This is a genomic window from Pseudomonas sp. T1.Ur, from assembly GCF_023516725.1.
GTDB classification, from domain to species: Bacteria; Pseudomonadota; Gammaproteobacteria; order Pseudomonadales; family Pseudomonadaceae; genus Aquipseudomonas; species Aquipseudomonas alvandae.
The window spans coordinates 2,445,498-2,463,215 of record NZ_JAMGSN010000001.1 but is presented as its reverse complement, the minus strand read 5'-3'; the positions used below and the strand labels follow the sequence as shown (position 1 = coordinate 2,463,215).

16 protein-coding genes are annotated in these 17,718 nt (G+C 61.2%); 5 read left to right on the top strand and 11 right to left on the bottom strand.

Translation table 11 applies throughout. The features are described 5' to 3' along the window. The first annotated feature begins 19 nt into the window (after nucleotides 1–19). Entirely contained in the window at nucleotides 20–1,303 is a 1,284-nt protein-coding gene (locus M8Q45_RS11095; protein WP_249874767.1) for an MFS transporter, read from the top strand. On the opposite strand, the gene M8Q45_RS11090 is transcribed toward M8Q45_RS11095, so the two are convergent. The 7 genes from M8Q45_RS11090 to M8Q45_RS11060 form a co-directional block, all read right to left on the bottom strand. Continuing rightward, a complete protein-coding gene (locus tag M8Q45_RS11090; RefSeq protein ID WP_249874766.1) occupies nucleotides 1,200–1,631 on the bottom strand; it encodes a DUF1810 domain-containing protein in 432 nt (143 codons plus the stop codon). The genes M8Q45_RS11095 and M8Q45_RS11090 overlap by 104 nt on opposite strands. A 68-nt stretch (nucleotides 1,632–1,699) precedes the next feature. Then, nucleotides 1,700–2,392 carry a type 1 glutamine amidotransferase domain-containing protein gene (locus tag M8Q45_RS11085; RefSeq protein ID WP_249874765.1) on the bottom strand — a complete coding sequence of 231 codons (693 nt, stop codon included), beginning with the start codon at nucleotides 2,390–2,392 and terminating at the stop codon, nucleotides 1,700–1,702. A 133-nt stretch (nucleotides 2,393–2,525) separates the two neighbouring features. Beyond that, the gene (locus M8Q45_RS11080; RefSeq protein ID WP_249874764.1) at nucleotides 2,526–3,848 is read right to left on the bottom strand and encodes an NTP/NDP exchange transporter; all 1,323 of its coding nucleotides are present in this window, start codon (nucleotides 3,846–3,848) and stop codon (nucleotides 2,526–2,528) included. 62 nt (nucleotides 3,849–3,910) lie between these two features. Further along, complete coding sequence (locus M8Q45_RS11075; protein WP_249874763.1) at nucleotides 3,911–4,966, bottom strand: SDR family oxidoreductase; 1,056 nt, start codon at nucleotides 4,964–4,966, stop codon at nucleotides 3,911–3,913. A 46-nt stretch (nucleotides 4,967–5,012) separates the two neighbouring features. After that, nucleotides 5,013–5,273, bottom strand: coding sequence for a DUF2790 domain-containing protein (locus M8Q45_RS11070; RefSeq protein ID WP_249874762.1), 261 nt, complete (start codon nucleotides 5,271–5,273; stop codon nucleotides 5,013–5,015). A 541-nt stretch (nucleotides 5,274–5,814) separates the two neighbouring features. After that, nucleotides 5,815–7,188: a heavy metal sensor histidine kinase gene (locus M8Q45_RS11065; RefSeq protein WP_249874761.1), complete on the bottom strand. Its 1,374-nt coding sequence runs from the start codon at nucleotides 7,186–7,188 to the stop codon at nucleotides 5,815–5,817. Beyond that, a complete protein-coding gene (locus M8Q45_RS11060) occupies nucleotides 7,188–7,892 on the bottom strand; it encodes a heavy metal response regulator transcription factor (protein ID WP_249874760.1) in 705 nt (234 codons plus the stop codon). The genes M8Q45_RS11065 and M8Q45_RS11060 overlap by 1 nt, the downstream gene beginning before the upstream one ends. Nucleotides 7,893–8,073: 181 nt before the next feature. Between M8Q45_RS11060 and M8Q45_RS11055 the strand changes: the two genes are divergently transcribed. Next, a complete protein-coding gene (locus M8Q45_RS11055; protein ID WP_249874759.1) occupies nucleotides 8,074–8,859 on the top strand; it encodes an SDR family NAD(P)-dependent oxidoreductase in 786 nt (261 codons plus the stop codon). A gap of 263 nt (nucleotides 8,860–9,122) precedes the next feature. Here the strand turns inward: M8Q45_RS11055 and M8Q45_RS11050 are convergent, their stop codons facing one another. The 3 genes from M8Q45_RS11050 to gabT form a co-directional block, all read right to left on the bottom strand. After that, nucleotides 9,123–9,611, bottom strand: a complete 489-nt coding sequence (locus tag M8Q45_RS11050) for an Lrp/AsnC family transcriptional regulator (RefSeq protein WP_008146530.1) — start codon at nucleotides 9,609–9,611, stop codon at nucleotides 9,123–9,125. A gap of 45 nt (nucleotides 9,612–9,656) precedes the next feature. After that, the gene (locus tag M8Q45_RS11045) at nucleotides 9,657–10,313 is read right to left on the bottom strand and encodes an HAD family hydrolase (protein WP_249874758.1); all 657 of its coding nucleotides are present in this window, start codon (nucleotides 10,311–10,313) and stop codon (nucleotides 9,657–9,659) included. Between the two features lie 84 nt (nucleotides 10,314–10,397). Next, nucleotides 10,398–11,690, bottom strand: coding sequence for a 4-aminobutyrate--2-oxoglutarate transaminase (gene gabT / locus M8Q45_RS11040; protein WP_249874757.1), 1,293 nt, complete (start codon nucleotides 11,688–11,690; stop codon nucleotides 10,398–10,400). A gap of 286 nt (nucleotides 11,691–11,976) precedes the next feature. Between gabT and M8Q45_RS11035 the strand changes: the two genes are divergently transcribed. The 3 genes from M8Q45_RS11035 (at nucleotide 11,977) to M8Q45_RS11025 (ending at nucleotide 14,722) form a co-directional block, all read left to right on the top strand. Then, complete coding sequence (locus tag M8Q45_RS11035; protein WP_249874756.1) at nucleotides 11,977–12,903, top strand: 2-hydroxyacid dehydrogenase; 927 nt, start codon at nucleotides 11,977–11,979, stop codon at nucleotides 12,901–12,903. A 211-nt stretch (nucleotides 12,904–13,114) separates the two neighbouring features. Beyond that, nucleotides 13,115–13,972, top strand: a complete 858-nt coding sequence (locus tag M8Q45_RS11030) for a GNAT family N-acetyltransferase (RefSeq protein WP_249874755.1) — start codon at nucleotides 13,115–13,117, stop codon at nucleotides 13,970–13,972. Nucleotides 13,973–14,014: 42 nt separating this feature from the next. Next, on the top strand, nucleotides 14,015–14,722 hold the full coding sequence (locus M8Q45_RS11025; RefSeq protein WP_249874754.1) for a cupin domain-containing protein: 708 nt from the start codon (nucleotides 14,015–14,017) through the stop codon (nucleotides 14,720–14,722). Between the two features lie 553 nt (nucleotides 14,723–15,275). Here M8Q45_RS11025 and M8Q45_RS11020 read toward each other — a convergent pair. Continuing rightward, nucleotides 15,276–17,696: an efflux RND transporter permease subunit gene (locus tag M8Q45_RS11020; protein ID WP_249874753.1), complete on the bottom strand. Its 2,421-nt coding sequence runs from the start codon at nucleotides 17,694–17,696 to the stop codon at nucleotides 15,276–15,278. Nucleotides 17,697–17,718: the final 22 nt, after the last annotated feature.

Sequence of the window (17,718 nt, the reverse complement as noted above, 5' to 3'; positions counted from 1 at the left end):
CTCGTCACAGGATGTTTCCATGCGAAAGGATTACTTGGCTTTTTTTATCTCGCTGTTTCTATCGAGGCTGGCGGACCAGATCCTGTTGTTCATCGTGCCGCTGGTAGTGTTCCAGACCACCAACAGCGCTTCATTGGCCGGGTTGGCGTTCTTCGTTGAATCACTGCCGCGCTTTCTCGCTTTCCCATTGTGCGGTGCCCTGTGCGACAAGTACTCGCCGATCAGGATCCTGCACATCAGCCAGGTCTATCGGGCGCTGCTTTGTCTGTTGGCGATGGCGCTCTACGGCGTTTTTGGCGGCATCGCCTGGGTCGTGGTGCTTTCAGCCGTCTGTGGCGTGCTGACCACCCAAGGCATCATGGCCCGCGAAGTGCTGATGCCGTATGTCTTCCGGCATTACAGCTACACCAAGACCTTGTCTTATTCGCAAATTGCCGACCAGACCGGACTGGTCCTCGGCCCATTGGTGGCGGCATTGTTGTTGGATGTCTGGGCATGGCACTGGGTGGTGCTGTGGGTCGCCGCGTTGTTCCTGCTCGCCGACCTGGGCATGCGGGTATGGCAACGACTCAGCCGGGTAAGCCTGGAAGTGTATGAGCAGCATCAGGACATCTGGCTACAGCCCCTGCGGATCGCCTTCGGGCATATCCGCAACCTGGCGGAACTGAAAAAGATCATTGCGCTGGCGGTGGGCGTCAACCTGATTGTCGGCGTCACCTTGGCCACTTCGGCCGCCATGGTGATCGGCGAGTATGGTGCAGGCAAGGACCACTACGCCGGCTTGCAGGCGGCTGGCGCCGCAACCACCCTCTTTATCCTGTTGCTCCTCGCGCGAGTGACCCTGCCCCTGCGGGTCTTAGGGGGAATTGGCTATTCGATGATCGCCGCAGGCGGGGTGATCAGTGCGCTGAGCCCAAACCTGTCGGGCTATGTCCTGGGGTTCCTGTTGATCGTCGGTTTCGACAAGATGTTCAACGTCTACATGCGCACCATTCGCCAACGGGTCATTCCGCCCCAGGACTTCGGCAAGACCGTCGGGGTGATCACGTTGCTCAACAACCTGTCACAGCCACTGGCCGGTTTGCTCGTGGCGCTGCTGGCGGCGCCTTTGGGGACGCAGCAGGTCATCCTGGTCCTGGCAGGGCTGACCGTCCTTGTGGGAGTGGCCGCCCTGTGGTGGTTTGCGAAAGTGGACCGCTTTACACCTGCTGAGCAAGCAGGTCGAGCGTCCGACGATCTGGCTCCCCCGAATAAAACTGATCGAGCGCCTGTTGATACAGGGGAGATCCCGGCTGGGCGCTGATGAACAGCGTAAGGCAGGAACGAAACTTCAAATCATCAGGTGAGCCGAATATCCGCTCGGCGCTGGTGCCACTGTGTTGCAAGACCGTCTTCACGGTCTCCTCCAGTCGGGGTCCGAGTACATCGTGTTGCAGGTATGCGCGAGCCTCGGCAAGGCCGGAAATCCCGAAGAGGCTGGCCATTTCGGAACGGCCGAGTCCTTGCAGTTGAGGAAAGATGAACCACATCCAGTGACTCCGCTTCCGGCCAGCACGCAGTTCGTCCATGACGCGACTGAACAGCGGACGCTGCGCCTCGACGAAACGCGCCAGGTTGAAAGGGTCTTGCATGGTCGATCCTCCTCCGCCGTTAAGCATGCCAGCAAAGGGCGACCCGGCTGGCCGCCCCCCCAGTCGCCTCAAGCGCTCACTTCCTGCTCCAGCCGCTTGAGCAGCGCCTTGGCCGCCGCTTCCGATGAAGCAGGGTTCTGGCCGGTGATCAGGTGGCCATCCTCGACGACATAACTTCCCCAGTCCGCGCCCTTAGAGTATTCGCCGCCTTTGGCCTTGAGCATGTCCTCCACCAGGAACGGCACCACCTGCGTCAGGCCCACCGCCTCTTCCTCGGAGTTGGTGAATCCGGTGACTTTCTTGCCTTTCACCACGGGCTGGCCATCCGGTGCGTTGACGTTCTTGAACACCCCCGGCGCGTGACAGACGGCGGCGATGGGTTTGTTCGCGGCATAAAAGGCTTCGATAAGCGTCTTGGAGTCGGTGTCCTCGGCCAGGTCCCACAGGGGGCCATGGCCGCCCGGATAGAACACGGCATCGAAGTCATAGGGATCAACCTCACCCAACGGCACCGTGCTTGCCAATGCGGCTTGAGCCTGGGTATCCGTGGCAAAGCGACGCGTTGCGTCTGTCTGGGCAGCTTCCTCGTCGCTCTTGGGGTCCAGCGGTGGCTGCCCGCCCTTTGGAGACGCCAGCGTGACCGTCGCCTTGGCGTCGACAAACACGTAGTACGGAGCGGCGAACTCTTCCAGCCAGAACCCCGTCTTCTTGCCGGTGTCGCCCAACTGATCGTGGGATGTAAGCACCATTAGAATCTTCATGTGAACTTGTCCTCCGAGCGGGAATGGGCGACGTGCGCTCGCCCTGCATTAGTGTCAGAGGCTGCGCGGGTCTATACGTTCAAATGAGCGTAGCGAGGTGAGGAAATAGTTCAGCGAAGGAGGATGACGCTCTTCACGCCCTCGCCGAAATAGCCGCCAAGCGGAGCTCCCTTGAAGCGGCGTAATCTGCCTGTCGTCCGAGTTGCCAACCCAGGTATCCCCATAACAACGCGCAGCACGCCCCCACCATCGCCGCCACGCCTGCACCTTGACCGATCTGATCGAGCAGGCTCTTGGCCCAGCCACTCACGGCATCGCCGGCGCGATAGACCACGGTGTCGATGAAGTTCTTGGCTTTGTATTTGCTCTCGGCGTCCAGCGGCGCAAATAACATTTCCCTGCCGGGCCTGACAAACGCGTACTCGCCGATTCGTCGCACGATCATCAAAAGTGCAAGCAGCGCGAAGCCGGGCGCGAGGGCGAGGCCCAGTAAACCGACGCACATGAGCAACGGCACGACCGCCAGCAAAGCACGCACGCCCAACCTCGGCGCGATACGACCGGTGATGAACAATTGGGACAGCAATGCGCCGGCCTGCACGATGATATCGAGGGTGCTGAAGATACGAACCTGCGATGCGCGGTCCGGGTAGTGCTCGGCGACCAGGCGCGCCTGCTCGAAATAGAGAAACGTGCTGACCGTCGCCAACAACACCACGAAGCCGGCGATTCCCACCAGATAAGCCGATCTGAACACCGCGACCATCCCGCTGAACGGATTGCCGCCCAGTGGTTGTCGCGGGTTTTGCGTGGGTGCTGCACCGGGTCGCCCCGCCCCACCCTGTCCCCGCCAGCTCATCAAGGTCCGTTTCAACACCAGCGTGGCACCGAGCAACACAGCCGCCAGCAGCATCAAGCCTGACGCTCCCACCGCGTCGATCAACAGCGCGCTCAGCGCCGGCCCCAGCAGGCCGCCGACGCTGGCGCCGGCGGCGATGAATGCAAACAGGCGCTTGGCCTGCTCGCTGTCGAATACATCCGCCATCAAGCTCCAGGCCACTGAAACGACGAACAGGTTGTATACCGATATCCAGACGTAAAATACCCGGGCGAGCCAGACACTGTCCGGCAGGAACTGGAAAAACTCGACGAACATCAGCAGATTGATGCCGAAGAAACCATATACCCAATCGATCAGGCGCAGTCGCGGCACTCGGGAACTGAGCCAGGCGAATAACGGAACGGCTGCCAGCATGACCAGGAAAGTCGCGGTGAATAGCCATTGCAGGTTTTCCACGCCCGCCGCAATGCCCATCGATTCGCGGATCGGACGCAGCATGAAGTAACCGGTGAACAGGCAAAGGAACAACAGGAACCCGCACAGCGCCGGACGCAGTTCACCGTCGCGGGCGTTGAGGGCAAGGCTCAGCCGGTGCAGATAGGAAATCGTACTCATGGAAACTCCAGGGAGACGGCTACGGGGTCGGCGCGGGACGGATGCCCGCGCCCTGGATAGCATCAGCGATAGGTAACGCCGGTCAGGCGCTCGGAGGTCGCCCAGAGTCGTTCGGCATCCGCTTCGTTGGTCGCGGCCGGTGGCGTCTTGGCGAACCCCAGCGGACCGCGTTTTTCGCCATCGCCGGTCGGCCCGTAATAGGCACCGCCAACGGCCTGCTCGGCAGTCGCCGCATACAACGTGGGCAGCGCGCCTTGAGCCGCGGAGTGGTACGCATCGCGATCCTTCGCCCAGCGCTGGCCGAACTCACTGTTGACTCCCGGGCCCCGGGCGATCAGTTCGGTGACGGCCACGCCGGGATGCGCAACGATGCTGCGGATCCCCCACTTCTGTGCGTCACTGCGCCGTTGCAATGCGAACGACCACTGCAAGATGGCCAGTTTCGACTGCGCGTAGGCCGCATAAGGGTCGTATTTGTGCTCGGACTGCAGGTCGTCGAAATTCACTGCGCCGCGCGTGGCCGCGATGCTGGAAAGGCTCACCACGCGGGCATCGTCGCTTTGCCGCAGGAGCGGAACCAGCAGGCCGGTCAGCGCGAAATGTCCGAGGTAGTTGGTTGCCAGCTGAAGCTCGAAGCCATCGGCGGAGGTGCCCCGCTCGGGCGGCGCCATGATGGCTGCATTGTTGATCAACACGTCCAGGCGCGGCAGTCGCTGGTTGAGACGCTCGGCCAGGCCGCGCACCGAAGACAGGTTGGCCAGGTCCACGGACTCGAACTGCAACTTGGCGTCCGGTACGGCCTCGCGGATACGCTTGATGGCGTCCGCGCCCCGCTCCGGGTTGCGCGCCGCGATGATGACCTCGGCCCCCGCCCGCGCAAATGCCAGGGCGTCTTCATAGCCCATGCCACTGGTGCCGCCGGTCACCAGGACAATCCGGCCCTTCTGTGAGGGCATGTCGTGGGTCGACCAGTCGGGTTGGGGCGCCACCCGATCCGATGCTTCGGTGCTCATCGCACTGAGGAGCGCGACGCCTGCGGTCAACGTTCGGGCCAGATTCATGAGCTGGTTGAAGGTCTGGAAAAGGCCGGCTGCCGGGCTGGTTGTTGTATTCCACATGGTTGGGTTCCTTGATTGTTCGGTTGATGAAACGGCGCGGTTGGGCTCACTGGATGGCACAGGCCTCGGCCAGCTGGAGAATGCTGACGTGGCGGATTTCTCCCTGCGTATCCACGTAGGTCATCTTTGCCTCCACCACCTCGCACACCGGCGGTTCCGGCGCCTCGATGCGAATGGCCTGGGCGATGTCCAGCGGCATGCCGTATTCATAGGCCGGAACCTGGGTCTGTTCCTTGGCAAACAGAGGCGAACCGCTCAACGTGATCACTGCCAGCAGGCTGGCGACCGAAAAGTTTTGAATGTTCATGGTGTACTCCACTGTCCTGACCGGGATGGTGGTTGCACTCTAGGAGGGGGACGCTGACGTCAAGGTGACGGGTGACTGACAGGAACATGTCAAACGCGAGCGCGAATGGCGGTGCATCAGTCGAGGAAAGTGCCGGATGTGCCGGCGTCTTCGCGAGCAAGCTCGCTCCCACAGGGGGGTGTGGCGGGCATGGGTTTCAGGTTCGCTGGAGATCCAGTGTGGGAGCGAGCCTGCTCGCGAAAGGGGTGGCTCTGTCCCATCAATGCCGGATGTGCCGTCGTCTTCGCGGGCAAGCCCGCTCCCACAGGGATTGGTGGCGTACGCAAATGGCGCGTACACCTCAGCTCCAATGTGGGAGCGAGCCTGCTCTCGAAAGGGGTGGCTCTGTCCCATCAATGCCGGATGTGCCGCCGCCTTCGCGGGCAAGCCCGCTCCCACAGGGATTGGTGGCGTACGCAAATGGCGCGTACACCTCAGATCCAATGTGGGAGCGAGCTTGCTCGCGAAAGCGGCGGTCCGGCCTACGGAGACGCTGAGTTGATTAACGCGCCGGCTGGCTCGTCAGAGAGAACCCGAAGGTATTGACCCCGTCCTTGCTATGGGCAAACACCCGCCCGCCGTGCATGGAGGCTACCGCCCGCACGATGGAAAGCCCCAGGCCATGATGTGCGTCGCTCCTGGCCCTCGCGGCGTCGGCTCGGTAGAAACGCTCGAACAGGCGCTCCAGATGCGCATTTTCAATGGGCTCACCGGCATTGGAGACGCTGACCTGCGCCTGCATGCCATGGCTGACCAGGCTCACTGTGATCGTGCTGGTCGGCACCGCGTATCGTGCGGCGTTCTGGATCAGATTGGCCAGGGATCGGTGGAACAGACGTCGGTCGATACGCACCCGCATATCGCCTTGGATCACCACGCTCAGCTGTTTGTCGTGCAAGACCGGTTCCAGGTATTCCACGGTCTTCGACGCTTCTTCACAGAGCGACACGTCGCTGAGCTCAGTCGCTCGCTGCCCGCTTTCCGCTCCCGCCAGGAACAGCATGTCATTGACGATGGTGCCCATCCGCTCCAGCTCTTCGAGGTTCGATTGCAGCAAGTCCTGCAATTCATTCACGTCTCGTCCGTGGGCCAAGGCGACTTGGGTCTGGCCGATCAGGTTGGTCAAGGGCGTGCGCAGTTCATGGGCAACATTGGCGTTGAATCCTTCGAGCTGGCACCAGGCGGCTTCCTGGCGCGCCAGGGCGCCGTTGAACGACACCGCCAGTTCCTGCAATTCCCCAGGCAGCGCCTCGGTGTCCAAGCGCTGTTTGGAATCCCCCGGCGGCAGGCTGTTGGCCTGGCGACTCAAGCGCCGGACGGGTGCCAGGCCAAAACGGGCGATCCAATAGCCCAGCAGTGCGACCAGCACCACGCCTAGCGCCGACGTGAGGATCAATGTCTTGGTGAAGTGATCCAGGGTATTCATGAACGGCGTTGAGTCGAGCCCCACGATAAAACGCAACTCCGGGCGGCTGCCCATGGCGGCAATGGTCTCGACCAGCAGGACCATCGGGCGGTCCCGGCCAGGTAGGGTGACGCTGGAAAATCCATCCGGGTGCGTCGACCAGTCCCGGCCATCCGGCATCGCGCCGCCATAGCTGTACGTCGGATTGTCAACCAGGACCCAATAGCGCACGCGTTCGTCGGCGGGCGTCAGGCCGTCGAGCTTCTGCCGCAGCCCCACCCAGAATTCCGGAGAATCATATTTCGCCAGCACCGGGTCGAGAACCGAGTGGCGCAGGGTCAGCTCGTTTTGCATCTGGTCTTCGAGCGATTGCTTCAAGGAGCAGCGCAACAACGTCGCGCAGACGGCGGTAATGAGCATGACCGCGAGGGCGAACATCAGGGCGAGCCGCTTGGAGATCGAGCTTTTCATCACAGCGCACCGACTTGCCTGTCACTTGCTTCGCGGCTCTCCAGCACATAGCCCATCCCCCGGACGGTATGCAGCAATTTGCGCGGATACGGCGCGTCAACCTTGGCACGAACGCGCTTGATCGCCACTTCGACCACGTTGGCGTCGCTGTCGAAATTCATGTCCCAGACCTGCTCGGCAATCATCAATTTGGACAGAATCTCGCCCTGGTGCCGGGCCAGCAGGCTCAACAGACAGAATTCCTTGGCCGTCAGGTCCAACCGCGCCCCGGCACGGCTGACCTTGCGCGCCTGCAGGTCGACCTCCAGGTCGTCGATGCGCAGGTGCGTGGGATCGACCGCATCATCGGCGCGCCGCCGGATCAATGCCTGGACGCGCGCGACCAGTTCGGCGAAGGAAAAGGGCTTGGCCAGGTAGTCATCGGCGCCCTCTCGCAACCCTCGGACGCGGTCGTCCACCGTGCCCCTTGCCGACAACATGATGACCGGGGTCTTCTTGCGCAGACGCAGCCCCTGCAACACGCCGTAGCCGTCCTTGCCCGGCAACATGACATCCAGGATCACCACGTCGTATTCCATTTCCAACGCACAGTGCAGGCCATCGATGCCATTCGTCGCGACATCGACAATGTAGCCGAGCTCGCTCAAGCCACGATGAACATAGGAAGAGGTTTTTTCTTCGTCCTCGACAATGAGCAAGCGCATCAGGTATCTCCTCTCCGGAAGCGGGGGCAACCCATAGAGTCTAGACAGTGAAGGTGTCCGGAGACTGACCGCTTCCTGACATTCTTGTCAGAAATCGTGTCCGCAATGCCATACTGGCGCGTCGCCCCTGACACCGGTGGCCTTGCGCCGTAGCACCCATAAAAACAAACAGGAGAATGCCATGCCAGACACACCCGGAAAGAACCCCGTGGCACTGATCAGCGGGGTTGGCAGCGAGATGGGAATCGGTATGGCGATCGCACGGAGGCTGGGCGCCGCCGGTGCCAGGTTGATCGTCACCGCCAGCAGCGCGCGCATCGCGCAACGTGTCGAAGAGCTGCGGGGCGAAGGCCTTGAAGTCGAAGGACGGGCCCTCGACCTCACCGATGAACGACAAGTCCGTGAGTTCGGCTTGTGGGCCGAGTCAGTGTGGGGGCGGATCGATGTGCTGGTGAACAACGCGGGCATGGCCATGCAAGGCAGCCCCGAGTCGTTTGCCGAGGTGGCGACCATGGACCTGGAAACGTGGAACCTGTCGCTGGCCCGGAACCTGACAACGGCGTTCCTGCTGACCCGCGCCGTCCTGCCCGGCATGCAGGCGCGCAATTATGGCCGCATCGTCAATATCAGCTCCACCACCGGCACCCGCTGCAGCAACCCCGGCGAGGCCGCCTATAGCGCCGCGAAGGCGGCCATGGTCGGCATGAGCATGGGCCTGGCGCTGGAAGTGGCCCGCCAGGGAATCACGGTGAACTGCGTCGCGCCCGGCTGGATCGCTACCGGCTCGACCAACGCCGAAGAAGCCCACGCAGCGGGCTACACGCCCATGGGCCGGGCGGGACGCCCCGAAGAAGTCGCCGCCCTGGTGGCTTTCCTGGCATCCGCTGAGTCCAGCTACATCACCGGTGAGGTCATGGTGGTGGATGGTGGCAACTGTCTGGTGGAGAACAAGGCGCCCGGGCGCTGATTCACGAAACGAGGTCGATAAACCCGTGGCGAGGGAGCTTGTTCCGGCTCGGAACTGTAGGAGCTGGCGAAGCCTGCGATCTTTTGATCTTTTGATCTTTTGATCTTTTGATCTTTTGATCTTTCGCTTGGGACTCAAGGGTCAGGGGAAAGATCGCAGCCTCGTTTCACTCGGCAGCTCCTACGCAGCTCCTACGCAGTTCCTACGCAGCTCCTACGGATCCAGCGGGAGCAAGTGCCCTCGCCACAGGAGTCGTGAGTGGATCAGTGGCGCAAGAGCCTGCGCAGCGGCACGCCGTCCTTGAGCACCGGGGATTTGATGACGATGTAACTGAAGTACTTGGAAATACCGATGTTCTTGTCCAGCAGCCCTTCGATCACTTCTTGATAATGCTGGATGCTGCACGTCATGAAACGCACCAGGTAATCGTAGCCACCGCTGATCAAATGGCACTCAAGTACCTCGTCGACCAGGCGAATGTTGGATTCAAACTTGGCGAAGTCTTCGCGTTTATGGTCGCTGAGGGTGATTTCGGTGAAAACCGTCACCGAATCGGTGATCTTGGCCAGGTTCAGGTGCGCTCTGTACCCGGAAATGTAGCCGGCCGACTCAAGGCGCTTGACCCGCTGCAGGCAAGGGCTGGAGGACAGCCCCACGGCATCGGCAAGGCTGACGTTGGTCATTCGACCGTCCTTCTGAAGTTCGACAAGGATACTGATATCAATTCGGTCTAGTTTGATTAAACCTTCCATCGGGTACCCCATTATTGCCGTTCAGTGACAGTGGTTTTAGCAAATTCAACGTCGCAAAGATAGCTGATGCTGGGCCACCAGATCCGCCATGCTGGTGATGTAGAAATCGGCGGATTGTTCTTCGGTGGATTGTTCCGGGCCACGGCGGATCAGGCATAGACCTGCCGACTTCTGTAAGCGCTCGGAGGCCTTGGACACCTGCATGATGTGCTCTGGCTGGAGCGTGTTCGCCAACAACCAGGCTTCGTCTTCCAACGGATTGTTGGCCCGTGAATGCAGGTCCTCGGGGGGAATGCCCAAGCGCTCGCAGAGGCTGTCACGGTCTTCGGCGTCACGGTCGCAGTACACCAGCAGTCGATAGAATTTGCGCAGGTACAACATGGCACCGGGTGCGTCTTCGAACAGCGACCAGGTACTGGCCGAACGGGCAAAACTCATGCCCTCCTCCCAGTTGGCCTTGAGCTCCAGGCGCTCGGCCAACTGACGGTGGGCAAAGCACAACAGGCCACTGAAGCCCAGCTCGGAAAAGCGCGGATAGAGCCCGCGCACCGCCGCGTCGAACTCCGCCAGCACCGCTTCCCTGGCAAGCGCGCCCGGATGGCTTTCGAGCAAAGGTTGCAAGGCCGTCCAGATACCGGAGTCCCGATCGACCAGGACTTCGTCGCAATCAATCAGCAGCGCGCGATAATCAGTCAGGTGCATGTGTGTCGCCTCCCGTGATGCATCCATGTGCTCCAAAGGCCTTCGGTGGGCGCAGGGTCACTGGCCGCCGACCGAGACCAGGAATCAGCTCAACACCCGTGACAACGCGGCTTCAAGAATGGCGAGGGCTTCGTCGATCTGATTTTCTTCAGTGACCAGGGGCGCAAGGAAACGCAGTACATTCCGGTACACCCCGCATTTGATCACCAATAACCCGCCCACCCTGGCCTGATCAATGAGTTGTTGGGTGAGTTCGGCATCAGGGCTGCGCGCCTCATCCTCCTTGATCAATTCGATGGCCAACATGAAACCCGTACCGCGCACGTCACCGATACGTGGGTAACGGGCCTGCAAGCGCAGCAGGCCCTGGCGCAAACGTTCGGCCAATAGCTTACCGCGCTCGAGCAACCGGTCCTGCTCGTACGTGTCGATCACCGCCAACGCGGCCGCACACGCCAGGGCGTTACCGCCATAGGTGCCACCGAGTCCGCCGGGCAGTGGCGCATCCATGATCTGCGCACGCCCCACGACGCCCGACAGCGGCAAGCCGCCGGCGAGGCTCTTGGCGACGGTCACCAGGTCCGGCTGGATCCCGGCATGCTGGAAACCGAACCAGGTGCCGGTGCGGCCGAAACCGGTCTGGATTTCGTCGAGGATAAGCACGATGCCATGTTGCTCGGTCAGGCTGCGCAGCGCCTGGAGAAATTCCGGCTGCGCGGAAAGGAAACCGCCATCGCCCTGCACCGGCTCGATGATGATCGCCGCGACTCGATCCGGGGCGACTTGGGTCGCCAGCAATTCGTTCAGGGCCTGCAAGGCCATGTCGCTGCTGAAACCGCGATAGGCGTTCGGGTACGGCGTATGAAAGACCTCCGGAGCGAGAGGCCCGAAGTTCTGCTTGTACGGTTGGCTCATGCCGGTCAGCGTCGTGCCCAGCAAGGTACGCCCATGAAATCCGCCACGAAAGGCGATCACGGCTGGCCGATTGGTGTGGGCGCGAGCGATCTTCACCGCGTTCTCCACCGCTTCGGCGCCAGACGTGAACAGCGCCGCCTTGTAGGCGTCCTGGCCGCCAACCAATGCGCACAGGCGCTTCACCAAGTCGAGATAGGGTTTGTAGGCCACCACCTGGAAACAAGCATGGCTGACCTTTTGCAACTGGGCCTGCACTGCGGCGATCACGTTCGGGTGATTGTGACCGATATTCAAAACGCCGATGCCGCCGACGAAGTCCAGATAACGCTTGCCGTCCACATCCCAGACCTCAGCCCCCTGAGCCCGGTCGATGACCAGCGGATGCGCGGTGACCAATCCCCTAGGCACGAATTGATCACGTTGACGGAGCAAGTTCGGGGTTTCTTCGACTTTACTGTTCATGGCATCTCCCACAGTGAACCGGGCAACCGGGAAACGGCTGCGATGTGTTCCACAGGTTAAGCGTTCGACGCAATGGTCTAAGCCGAAGTTGACCCCTGGGAAATTCGGATCGACTGTTTTCACCCCGCCAAACAGCAGAATCCATCAGTCGGCTCCGGGCCCATGGAATCTGCCGATAAAAGCCTTCAACACCGCAGTGGCAGGCCGTTACGCCGGCGCTTTCGAAACATCCTGCTTCGCCACTCGGGCATGCTGGAGGTTCCCGATCCAGTGTGAGAAGTCATCCATGGCCCTGCTTTATAAAGCCGACCCGGTACGCGGTGAACAATGGAAACGTCTATTCGCCGAGCACGCTCCGGACATCGAATGGCGTACCTGGCCGGACATCGGCGATCCGCGTGATATTCGCTACCTGGCCGCCTGGCAGGCGCCGGACGACCTCGAAACCCTGTTGCCGAACCTGGAGGTGTTGTTCGCGCTATCGGCCGGGGTCGACCAGCTCGACCTCGACCAGTTGCCTGCTTCCCTGCCGGTGGTACGTCTACTCGACCCCGGCATTACCCAAGGCATGTGCGAATACGCCAGTTTCGCCGTGCTCGGGCTGCACCGGGATATGCTCCGCTATCGCCAGCAACAGCTGGCCCGGTGCTGGCAGGCACATCTGCTGCAGCCGGCCGCCAATCGCCGGGTCGGTGTGATGGGGCTCGGCACCCAGGCCCGGCAGATTCTCAGCACCTTGCAGACCTTTGGTTTTGCCTTGTCAGGCTGGGCGCGTAGCGAGCATCACATCGCCGGGGTGGACTGCTTTGCCGGTAGCGAACAGCTCCCGGCTTTCCTCGGCCAATGCGACATCGTGCTGTGCGTCTTGCCATTGACCGAGCAGACCAAAGGGATTCTCGACCGCCAATTGTTCCGGCACCTGCCAAAGGGGGCCGCCCTGGTCAACATGGGCCGTGGCGGACACCTGGTAGAAGCGGATCTGCTTGATGCGCTTGCCAGCGGCCAGCTCAGTGCGGCGGTGCTCGATGTATTGCAACAGGAGCCAGCGGCGCCGGATCACCCGTTCTGGGACCACCCGCAAATCTGGCTGACGCCGCATATCGCGGCGATGACCCAACCTGAAAGTGCCTTTGGCGTATTGCTGGACAATATCCGTCGGCATCAACGCAATGAATCGATGCTCGGCGAGGTTGATCGCAAGCGCTGTTATTGATCTGGGCTTGCCTTTTTCTTCGACGCAGATCGCTGGAATTTATTGCTGTGCGTGCTGCAGATTTGAGCAATAACTGCGGCCATGGAAGACGCCACTCACGCAATCTGCCGAATCACTGCCCGCCCCTTGCCAGGCCAAATGGCAGGTGAGATACACACACTTTCAGCGGCGAAATCCCACCGGTTTTCGGCCCTGTCCACGGAGCTATGTCATGCCAAACTCGCAACGCCCCGCGTATACCTTTCGCCCCATGACCGGCGCCGACCTGGAATCGGCCCACGCCTTGTCCGTGCAATTGAAATGGCCTCACCGCCTGGAAGACTGGGCCATGCTGCAACGCGTCTCCCAGGGTTTCGTCGCGCAGGACGACGGCCGCCTGATCGGTACCGCGTTCACCTGTGCGCAAGGCGACTACGCCACGATCGGCCTGGTGATCGTCAGTGACGAATACCAGGGCCAAGGCATCGGTCGCAGGCTCATGGAGCTGGCACTCGAGGCATGCGGGTCGAAAATCCCGATGCTCAACGCGACGCTGGCCGGCGCCCCACTTTATGCCAGCCAGGGCTTCGTTGATTTTGGACATATCCAACAGCACCAGGGCCACGTGCTTGCCCCCGCGGTTCCTGCTCTGCCAACTGGCGAACACTGCCGCGAATTGACCAACGCCGATCGACGCCAGCAAATCGAACTGGCAAACGCGGGCAGCGGCTTGGACCGGCACACCGTGCTCAACGACCTGTTCGACAGTACCGAGCACGCCGTCGGTATCGAGCGCGATGGCCAGCTACGCGCCTTCGCCCTCCTGCGCTCTTTCGGTCGTGGTCGTTATATCGGCCCGGTCGTCGCGGAAAATCCACAACAGGCCAGGCATCTGATCGCGGTGCTGTTGGCCCAGGCACCGGACGCTTTCTTGCGCATGGACATCCCTTCCGACTGCGGGCTGGGGCCCTGGCTTGAAGAAGCCGGACTGAAGCACGTCGACACCGTTGCACAAATGGCCCGTGGTACCCCGCCGCAGGCCAGTGGCGGCGTCCATCAGTTTGCCCTGGTGACCCAGGCCATCGGCTGACCGCTTTCTTTCATCGGTAATAACCCTCGGAGACACCGCATCATGCTAGAGCCCACCGCCGTGCTGTTGGCACATGCCGACGGCCGCCCGGCCTCAACCGCGTTCACTTCCGGTTCATTGAGCGCCAACGACCCTTTCGACCGGCGCATTGCCTATGTCGCGGCGGATGACATCGTTGCCGGCGTGGTCCACGCGAGTGGCGAATTCAGCGTCGATGAATATCCCTACAGCGAAACGATCGTGGTGCACGCGGGACAGGTCACCCTGCGGAGCCAGGAACAGACGCTCCGACTCAATCCGGGAGACAGCGCGGTGATTGCCCGTGGCACGTCGATCCGGATCGAGGCACAACCGGATTCTCTCTGGGCATTCTGCGCCGATATCCAACCTGCCGAAGTGGGCAATGTCGGGCTGACATTCCTTGCGCCACACACCTTGCTCTCGCCCTCGACGCCACCGAGTGAAGAGATCCTGCTGAGTCCGACACCGCAATGCCGTTCGAACAATCTATTTATCGAAGAAGCGACGAACCTGCGCATCGGCATCTGGGACTCGACGCCCTACACCCGCCGGGCCAAGCCGCACGCGATGCATGAATTGATGCATTTGATCGAGGGCAATATTGTTCTTCAGCTTGCGGATGCGACGGGGTTGGCGGTGGATATTGGGGACACGGTGTTTGTGCCCCGAGGGGCTCCCTGCGCTTGGAAAAGCGAGGTTTATGTGCGCAAGGTTTATGTTTGCAAGTAGGGGGTTCCACGCTTTGCCCTGTGGGAGCGAGCTTGCTCGCCACAAGAGCGGTGTTGATAACCCGCTGTTCCATCCACCCCAATCCCCGTGGCGAGGGAGCTCGCGAAGGCGGAGTGTCAGTCGATGAAGATGCTTCATGTACCGGCCTCTTCGCGAGCAAGCTCGCTCCCACACTGACCTGCGGCGTATGTGCATTGGATGGCTGCCGAAAATCCAATGTGGGAGCGAGCTTGCTCGCGAAAGCGGTGGTTCAGCCAAATAAATCCTGGCTGATGCCCCGCTCTTGCTCTTGCTCTTGCTCTTGCTTTGGATCTTGATCTTGATCTTGATCTCAGCGCCCCGTTAAACCACGCTGGCCGAACGCAGGTCTTGCGCAGTGGGCCCACGGAGCAAGGCCGGAGTGAGGGCACACCGAGCCTAGGCGAGGTGCCGAGTGGTGGGGCAAAGCGCTTTTGCTTACTTTTGGCGCTTCTCCAAAAGTGAGCCGCTGTAAGAGCGGAACCGTCAGCAGCCGTTACAAAAATAACGGATATACACGCCATCCAACCGAAAATCACCCCCGAACCCACCGCTCCCGCCGACTCAACTCAAGCTTTTTTGCAAACACCTCCCGCGGCAACAACCACCAAGCCAACGCCGGCAACAGAATCAAAGCCCCCAACATATTCACCAAAAACATGAACGCCAGCAGAATCCCCATGTCCGCCTGGAACTTGATCGGCGAAAAAGCCCAGGTCGACACCGCCACAGCCAACGTCATCCCCGTCAACAACACCACTTTGCCCGTGAACAGCAACGCCTGGTAATACGCCTGGGCCAAGGTATCGCCGGCGCGCATCCGAGCCAGGATCACACTCAACACATACAACGCATAATCGACGCCAATGCCCACGCCCAGCGCGATCACCGGCAGCGTCGCCACTTTCACCCCCATGCCCAGCCCCACCATCAGCGCCTCGCACAGGATCGACGTGAGCATCAGCGGCAGCATCGCGCAAAGGGTCGCGCGCCAACTGCGGAAGGTCACCAGGCATAACAGGCTGACCGCACCGTAGACCCAGAACAGCATCTCGCGCATGGACTTCTTCACGACGATATTGGTCGCCGCTTCGATCCCCGCGCTGCCGGCCGCTAGCATGAACTTGACCTCCGGCACCGGGTGCTCGGCGATAAATTGCTCACTGGCCTCCACCACCCGGCCCAAGGTGTCGGCCTTGTGATCGGCCAGGTAGACGTACAGCGACAGCATCGAACAACCCTGGTTGAACAGCTCCCGCGGCGCGCGGGTTTGCACGGCCCCCAAGGCGCCGTCATTGGGGATCAGCTCATACCATTTGAAGTTGCCTTCGTTATAGCCCGCCGTGGCGATCTTGCTCAGCGCCGCCATCGAAGTGGTGGATTCCACACCGGGCAGTTGCTCCAATCGCCAGGACAGCGCATCGACCGCCGAAAGGCTGGCGTAACGGGTGCATTGATCCTCCGGGGTCTTGATCATGACCACGAAGATGTCCGAGCTGGCCGCATAGTTCTGCGTCATGAACAGCGCATCGCGGTTGTAGCGCGAATCGGCACGCAGCTCCGGCGCGCCAGGGTCCAGGTCGCCGATTTTGAGGTGAAGGCTCACGGCAAAACCAAACGCGGCCAGCAACAAGCCAACCAACATGGCGCCAATGGCCCAGCGCCGCTGGGTGAACAGATCGAGCGCACGCCACAGTGGATGCTTGATCTGCGCCTGCTGTTCGGTGGCTTCCGCACTCAGGCTGCGTTGCGCCGCCGACGGGCTGACGCCGATGTAGCTGAGCAGGATCGGTAGCAGGATCAGGTTGGTGAAGATCAGCACCGCTACGCCGAGGCTGGCAGTGATCGCCAGGTCCTGGATCACCCGGATGTTGATCAGCAGCAGCACCGCAAAGCCCACCGCATCACAGAGCAACGCCGTGATGCCGGCGGCGAACAATCGGCGGAAGGTATAGCGTGCGGCGACCACCCGGTGGGTGCCACGGCCGATGTCCTGCATGATGCCGTTCATCTTCTGCGCGCCATGGCTCATGCCGATGGCGAACACCAGGAACGGCACCAGCGCCGAATAGGGGTCCAGCTCATAACCGAGCAAGGCCAGCAGGCCCAATTGCCAAAGCACTGCGGCCAACGAACAGATCACCACCACCAAGGTGCTGCGCGCACAACGGGTGTAGCCGAACAGCACCAGTACCGTCACCAGTACCGCGACTACGAAGAACAACAGGACTTGGGTCATCCCTTCGATCAGGTCGCCGACGATCTTGGTAAAACCGGTGATATGAATCCGCAGGTCAGCGGTCTGATACTTGTCTCGCAGTACCTCCAGTTGCCGCGAGAATTCGCCATAGTCCAGCGCCTTGCCGGTCTGTGGATTGACCTCCAGCAACGGCACGAAGATCACACTGGACTTGAAGTTGCCGCCGACCAATTGACCCACTTCGCCGGAGCGGGCCACGTTGGTCCGCACTTGTTCAAGGCTGGTCGCCGACCCATCGTAGTCATCGGGAATCACCGTACCGCCGTCCAGCCCCTCTTCCGTCACGGCGGTCCAGCGCGTGGTCGGTGTCCACAGTGATTTCATGTAGGGACGATCCACACCCGGCAGCAGGTAGAGTTCGTCGTTGAGCTTGGCCAAGGTGTCGAGGTAATCCTTGGTAAAAATGCTCCCTTCCCTGACTTCCACAGCGATGCGCAACGAGTTGCCCAGGCCGCTCAGCTCATTGCGATTCTCGAGGAAATTGGCAACGTAGGGATGCTCGGTAGGAATGGTTTTTTCATAACTGGCGTTGATACCGATGCGCGTGGCTTGCCAACCGAGCACCAACGTCACCAACAGGCACAGGAGGACCACCAGCGGTCGATGGTTGAAGATCGCCCGCTCGGCGAAGTTGCCCGACGCCCGGTCGAAGTCTTCCTGGCGGCCGATCACGGTTTGGGTTTTGTCGTCTTTCAAGGTTGACTCCTGTTGCGCGAGC

Excerpts from the sequence above, each read along its gene's own strand:
- M8Q45_RS11065 (WP_249874761.1), bottom strand. The coding sequence starts at position 7,188 with ATGAAAAGCTCGATCTCCAAGCGGCTCGCCCTGATGTTCGCCCTCGCG.
- M8Q45_RS11055 (WP_249874759.1), top strand. The coding sequence starts at position 8,074 with ATGCCAGACACACCCGGAAAGAACCCCGTGGCACTGATCAGCGGGGTT.
- M8Q45_RS11075 (WP_249874763.1), bottom strand. The coding sequence starts at position 4,966 with ATGTGGAATACAACAACCAGCCCGGCAGCCGGCCTTTTCCAGACCTTC.
- M8Q45_RS11095 (WP_249874767.1), top strand. The coding sequence starts at position 20 with ATGCGAAAGGATTACTTGGCTTTTTTTATCTCGCTGTTTCTATCGAGG.
- M8Q45_RS11060 (WP_249874760.1), bottom strand. The coding sequence starts at position 7,892 with ATGCGCTTGCTCATTGTCGAGGACGAAGAAAAAACCTCTTCCTATGTT.
- M8Q45_RS11080 (WP_249874764.1), bottom strand. The coding sequence starts at position 3,848 with ATGAGTACGATTTCCTATCTGCACCGGCTGAGCCTTGCCCTCAACGCC.
- M8Q45_RS11035 (WP_249874756.1), top strand. The coding sequence starts at position 11,977 with ATGGCCCTGCTTTATAAAGCCGACCCGGTACGCGGTGAACAATGGAAA.
- M8Q45_RS11070 (WP_249874762.1), bottom strand. The coding sequence starts at position 5,273 with ATGAACATTCAAAACTTTTCGGTCGCCAGCCTGCTGGCAGTGATCACG.
- M8Q45_RS11045 (WP_249874758.1), bottom strand. The coding sequence starts at position 10,313 with ATGCACCTGACTGATTATCGCGCGCTGCTGATTGATTGCGACGAAGTC.
- M8Q45_RS11030 (WP_249874755.1), top strand. The coding sequence starts at position 13,115 with ATGCCAAACTCGCAACGCCCCGCGTATACCTTTCGCCCCATGACCGGC.
- gabT (WP_249874757.1), bottom strand. The coding sequence starts at position 11,690 with ATGAACAGTAAAGTCGAAGAAACCCCGAACTTGCTCCGTCAACGTGAT.
- M8Q45_RS11085 (WP_249874765.1), bottom strand. The coding sequence starts at position 2,392 with ATGAAGATTCTAATGGTGCTTACATCCCACGATCAGTTGGGCGACACC.
- M8Q45_RS11050 (WP_008146530.1), bottom strand. The coding sequence starts at position 9,611 with ATGGAAGGTTTAATCAAACTAGACCGAATTGATATCAGTATCCTTGTC.
- M8Q45_RS11090 (WP_249874766.1), bottom strand. The coding sequence starts at position 1,631 with ATGCAAGACCCTTTCAACCTGGCGCGTTTCGTCGAGGCGCAGCGTCCG.
- M8Q45_RS11025 (WP_249874754.1), top strand. The coding sequence starts at position 14,015 with ATGCTAGAGCCCACCGCCGTGCTGTTGGCACATGCCGACGGCCGCCCG.